The sequence below is a fragment of the Psychrobacter sp. genome (assembly GCF_030457785.1).
Lineage (GTDB): Bacteria > Pseudomonadota > Gammaproteobacteria > Pseudomonadales > Moraxellaceae > Psychrobacter.
Window position 1 is genome coordinate 1 of record NZ_JAKDUI010000196.1, and the last position, 5131, is coordinate 5131.

The following is a 5131-nucleotide window of genomic DNA, read 5'->3' on the forward strand; positions in this document are numbered from 1 at the left end:
CTATACGTCTATTTTTATCAATAAAGCGGCAAAAAACACGCCTGTCCCAGCTGTTTATTTATAAAAAAGGGCTGATGCTAAAATTGTCCCATACTACGTTGCAAATCTTGCTAAGGTACTAACATTATCTTCGATTCGCTTCTTGTTTGGAACAATTTTAGTTATCAGCAGTGCCTATTTGTGAATATTCAACACGCCCTAGTATTACAGTGCTGTATATCGGCTTCTCGCAGCCCACGAGATGCAGGGAAACTATTATAGCAAATCAACAAGCATCCGTAAGTAAGCGCTTATTAACACCATCATTGATGAAACCCATCACCACCCACTACATCATCCATTAATTGCGTGGTGCAAACATAATAATAGCCATCCCTAATAGTGCTACTGCAGAACCTAAGATATCCCATGTGGTTGGCCTTATCCCATCGATAGCCCACAACCAAATAATGGCCATTGCCACATACACACCACCATAAGCTGCGTAAACCCTACCGACTGCAGCAGGATGCAAGGTTAATAACCATACAAAAGCAGTCAAGCTCAGCACTCCTGGCACCAGCAACCAAATCGACTTTCCTTCTCGCAGCCAGAGATATGGCAAATAACAGCCGACAATCTCAGAAAATGCTGTCAGTGCAAATAGCCCAACGGTTCTCAACTCTGTCAAAATCCGCTACTCCCCAATCGTAATAAAACCTGTCAAATACTGTGCCGCATTTCCAGAAACCAGCACCCTATCCTCTACAACCACACAATCGAGTACACCACCACGCTGCGAAGCTTGATACGCCTTCAACTGGCTTTTACCCAAACGCTCAGCCCAAAAAGGCGCAAGTCCAGTGTGTATCGACCCCGTCACTGGATCTTCATCGCCACCGTTGGCAGGCCAAAAATAACGCGAAATGAAATCGTATTCTTTGTATTCGTCAGAGTTAGTCTGACATGTCACCACCACATCTAAAGGAGCCAACTGTTTTAGTGCTTCATTATCGCGCTTTACCTCTAACACATCGGCTTCAGAATTATAAATCACAAAATATGCTTGTTCATTGCGATAAACGTCAACAGGAGCAATCGAGAGACCCGTTAACAAGTCATCAGGAATATCATCAAATTTTTCAGGCTTTCTGTTGGGAAACTCCATTTGTATTTTTCCAGTGTCAGTTTTCGTGACTGTCAAAACATCAACCGCTTTTGCTGAAAACTTGATGAAAGTTACACTAGGATTTTTCTGAAATATTATATGAGCAGCCGCCAAAGTCGCATGCCCGCAAAAATCAATCTCAGTCATCGGTGAGAACCAACGTATATGATAGATACCTGCATCATCCAATACTAAATAAGCGGTCTCGGATAAATTATTTTCCATAGCGATAGATTGCATCAGCTCATCAGACAGCCAGCTTTCTGTGATAATCACTGCTGCTGAATTGCCTCTAAAGACTTCGTCAGCAAAAGCATCTACAATATTGATTTCAAGTTTCATTTAACTGCCCTAGTGTGTTTGATTATTCAGGAACGAGCACTGCTGATTATCGCTGGTGTAACAAAGCCTTGTCCTTGACAATCTCGGTCTGTGGTTTTTGATTTTGGTTTTTTGCAAGAAATCTTCTTGCACCTATATGATGGTATGCCAAAGTATTGATTTTTTGTGCTCGAACATTAAAGCTGAAAGATCTTACGATCGAGTTGAAAGTAGATAGGCAATAGTATACTTTAAGGTTCAAGTTTACATCCGTACACTAAAAAACAGGAAAGGAATACCTGCATGACAACCGTTTTAACTTCGGCAAAGCATTGGTTTATATCTCACCAACAAGCCGCCTTTTTTATCAAAGTCATTTTCGGCTCTCTGATGATTGCTTTATTTGCACAGATTTCTGTCCCCATGTACCCAGTGCCCATCACTGGTCAAACCCTTGCTGTTACGGTGGTTGGTCTATCATTAGGTAGAAAGGCCGGAATCTCAGCAGTGCTTTTATACTTATTTCAAGGCGCTATCGGTCTTCCTGTATTCGCTAGCGGTCCGGCAGGTGTTGCTGCCTTTTTGGGTCCTACAGGTGGCTATTTATATGGGTTTATTGCCACAGTTGCTATTTTAGGTTATTTCAGTGATAAAGGCATTTTAAAAAGTTATTTTATGAGCTCCGTGGTTGCAATTGTCGCTACTGGTGCTACGTTTGTGTTCGGTCTCACTCAACTATCCTTTTTTGTACCTGAAGGCAAACTTCTACAACTTGGTTTTTACCCGTTCATCATTGGCGGCGTTATCAAAGCAGTCTTGGCAGCGACGCTAGTCGTACCAACGCATCGATTTTTCTCAAAACTATGATCCAAGAGCTTGCTCGCTTGATGGCGTAAATCTTTACTCTTTAATCAAGAGATTGAAAATACTCTGATTGAGTTTTATCACTTCAATAAATAAAAGGCTGAACGCTATATTCAATAGTGTTCAGCCTTTATTATTGACTTATCAATTTCTTAAAACTGGACTTGATAATAAACAGACTTGCTTTATATCCAGCGCCTGACTCGCGACACATACGCTTCATAATGCTTGCCAAATTTTTGACTCATCATCCGCTCTTCTGGCTGAATTTGAAAGCGCCTCATATAAATCATAAAAACAGGTGTCAACATAAATGACAAAAAATGAGACAGATAAAAGCCCCAGCCTAATAAGATAAGCACCAACCCCAAATACATTGGGTTGCGGGTGTATTGATAAATACCGCCCGTCACTAAATTTGTAGATTTTTCGGGTGTATGCGGATTAACCGTGGTCTGAGCCTGCTTAAATTGAGCTACTCCTAACGCACCGCTGCCCAAACCGATGATACCCAATCCAATCGCTAGCATAGTCGAACCACTGAAGGCAAATACCAGATCGGGCATGGTTTTGGCCAACCCATACATGCCAGCAGCAATGACAATGACTTGTGCTACAGGTGGTACTTTGGTTTCTAGAGCATTCATGACTTGACCTTCGCTAGAATTTTGATGATACAAACTGACTTGTTTAGTATCGTATTTTGACACAACTTTTATCGTTGCCTTACCTATTTTGTTGCTCAATCTCTGTGACTTGGCTTATTTCTCACAATCACAATCATAATTGTTATATCTTAAATAATTGATACTAGAATTAACGTCTATACTATCTTCATAAGGTTATAATTATCACTATCAGCATTTTACCCTTTGTTCTGACTGCCCTTTGTTATTAAGTACTCTGATAAAGGTGTTGCCACAAAACTGTGCTTTGATTTTATAAGGAAGTTAGCCTGATGATGCGTATTGGATTGTTTTTATTGACCAACTTAGCGGTGATTGTCGTATTTAGCATCGTGTTTGGGATTCTATCTAGGTTTTTTGGAATTGGTGGCGTACATACAGCAGGCGGTCTCAATTATACCAGTCTTGCCATTATGTGTGGTATATACGGTATGATCGGCTCGATGGTATCGCTATTTATCTCAAAATGGATGGCAAAGCGATCTACGGGCACAGTTGTCATCGACACCCCAAGCAATGCCACTGAAAAATGGCTGGTGAACACCGTCGCCAAGCAAGCCAAAGCGGTAAAAATCGGTATGCCTGAAGTCGGTATTTTCGACAACTCACAACCAAATGCTTTTGCGACTGGCTGGAATAAAAACAAAGCCTTGGTTGCCGTCTCATCTGGTCTACTACAAAGCATGACGCCAGATGAAGTAGAAGCGGTGCTCGCGCATGAGATTGGTCACGTTGCCAATGGTGATATGGTAACACTCGCTCTTATCCAAGGCGTGGTCAATGCTTTTGTGATGTTCTTTGCGCGTATTATCGGCAGTTTCGTCGACCGTGCTGTGTTTAAAAACACCAGTGATCGTCCAGGTATTGGTTACTTTATCACCAGTATTGTGATGGATATTCTGCTTGGATTTTTAGCGTCTGCCATCGTGATGTGGTTTTCACGCTTACGTGAGTTCCGTGCGGATCAAATGGGCGCAAAACTTGCTAGCCGCGAAAAAATGATCAGTGCGCTTGATGCGCTGCGTCCCTCTGCACAGCGCCCCGACCAAATGCCTGAAAGTATGAAAGCGTTTGCGATTTCATCTGGTCAAACTCAAGGCTTTAGTATTGCAAATCTATTTCGCTCACACCCAACACTTGATGATCGTATTGCGGCGTTGAGGGAGTATGATCCTAGTGAAGCGTAGTAAAAATATCAATGCATTAATCAGACTGTTGTGTACCTGCTACAGACGTAACTCTAAGAAGACGTAATTCTAAGGTTGCGCCTGTTTTCTACTAATCATACGACAACCTATAGCTTGTGCGACAATTTGTGTTCATTTCGCACAAGTATACCTTATTCCTCAGATCCAAAAAGCGATATCAAACCATCTCCTATTGCATTGCGCCAAGAAAAATAATCATGCCCCGAACCATATTCTTCATAATGCGTGTCATAGCCTTTTGCCAACAGCACATCACGAAGATGACGATTGGTTCCCAATATACCGTTGCTACTACTATCACCACGAGCCGTTTCAAACACGCCAGCACTCAAAAACAACCGAACAGGTACTTTATCCATTCTGATAACTTCAGAAACCACAAAGTTCTTATCATCTGCTGTTTGCTCCTTTGGCTTCCACCAGTAAGACCCAGACATAGAGATAACGTTGCCAAATACCTCAGGGTGGCGTAATGCAATCGTTGTAGCAGCTAAGCCACCATAACTAGATCCAGCAATGACGGTTCTGTCCTTCGGTATCGTAATTGGCAAGCGTTTATTTATCTGTGGCGCTAGCTCATTAGCCATGACATCTGCAAACACTGGATTGGCGGGCAATTCACGCGCACGAGCATCACTATCAGGATTACTGATAAACACTGCCGTCACGGGCGGAATTTCTCCGGCGGCGATCAAGTTATCTAAGATCTTTGGCATCTCAACCGTATTAGTATACGAATTGGCATCAAACATGTACAACAACACCGCATCATCCTTATGGTTCTGGCGGTCATCAATAGCAGGAGAATAGATGGTGATATCGCGAGTATTGTCTAATGTCTCACTGGTAAACATGAACTACCCACTACCTTAGAGGTAGGGGTTTCTTAGGTAATGCTCATACTT

General features: G+C 42.2%; 6 protein-coding genes. 2 read left to right on the forward strand and 4 right to left on the reverse strand.

Annotated features, from left to right (window positions below; all coding sequences use genetic code 11):
- Positions 1-340: 340 nt before the first annotated feature.
- Both L0J61_RS09110 and L0J61_RS09115 read right to left on the reverse strand, forming a co-directional pair.
- Positions 341-670, reverse strand: coding sequence for a YnfA family protein (locus tag L0J61_RS09110; protein ID WP_301466131.1), 330 nt, complete (start codon positions 668-670; stop codon positions 341-343).
- Between the two features lie 6 nt (positions 671-676).
- Positions 677-1489, reverse strand: coding sequence for a PhzF family phenazine biosynthesis protein (locus L0J61_RS09115; RefSeq protein WP_301466132.1), 813 nt, complete (start codon positions 1487-1489; stop codon positions 677-679).
- 282 nt (positions 1490-1771) lie between these two features.
- On the opposite strand from L0J61_RS09115, the gene L0J61_RS09120 reads away from it, so the two are divergent.
- Positions 1772-2335, forward strand: coding sequence for a biotin transporter BioY (locus L0J61_RS09120; RefSeq protein WP_301466133.1), 564 nt, complete (start codon positions 1772-1774; stop codon positions 2333-2335).
- A 182-nt stretch (positions 2336-2517) separates the two neighbouring features.
- On the opposite strand, the gene L0J61_RS09125 is transcribed toward L0J61_RS09120, so the two are convergent.
- Positions 2518-2979 (reverse strand): isoprenylcysteine carboxylmethyltransferase family protein, encoded by a 462-nt coding sequence (locus L0J61_RS09125; RefSeq protein ID WP_301466134.1) that lies wholly within the window; start codon positions 2977-2979, stop codon positions 2518-2520.
- Positions 2980-3290: 311 nt separating this feature from the next.
- Between L0J61_RS09125 and htpX the strand changes: the two genes are divergently transcribed.
- The gene (htpX, locus tag L0J61_RS09130; RefSeq protein WP_301466135.1) at positions 3291-4205 is read left to right on the forward strand and encodes a protease HtpX; all 915 of its coding nucleotides are present in this window, start codon (positions 3291-3293) and stop codon (positions 4203-4205) included.
- 152 nt (positions 4206-4357) lie between these two features.
- Here the strand turns inward: htpX and L0J61_RS09135 are convergent, their stop codons facing one another.
- A complete protein-coding gene (locus L0J61_RS09135; RefSeq protein ID WP_301466136.1) occupies positions 4358-5080 on the reverse strand; it encodes an esterase family protein in 723 nt (240 codons plus the stop codon).
- Between the last annotated feature and the right edge of the window lie 51 nt (positions 5081-5131).

Excerpts from the sequence above, each read along its gene's own strand:
- L0J61_RS09115 (WP_301466132.1), bottom strand. The coding sequence starts at position 1,489 with ATGAAACTTGAAATCAATATTGTAGATGCTTTTGCTGACGAAGTCTTT.
- L0J61_RS09120 (WP_301466133.1), top strand. The coding sequence starts at position 1,772 with ATGACAACCGTTTTAACTTCGGCAAAGCATTGGTTTATATCTCACCAA.
- L0J61_RS09125 (WP_301466134.1), bottom strand. The coding sequence starts at position 2,979 with ATGAATGCTCTAGAAACCAAAGTACCACCTGTAGCACAAGTCATTGTC.
- htpX (WP_301466135.1), top strand. The coding sequence starts at position 3,291 with ATGATGCGTATTGGATTGTTTTTATTGACCAACTTAGCGGTGATTGTC.
- L0J61_RS09135 (WP_301466136.1), bottom strand. The coding sequence starts at position 5,080 with ATGTTTACCAGTGAGACATTAGACAATACTCGCGATATCACCATCTAT.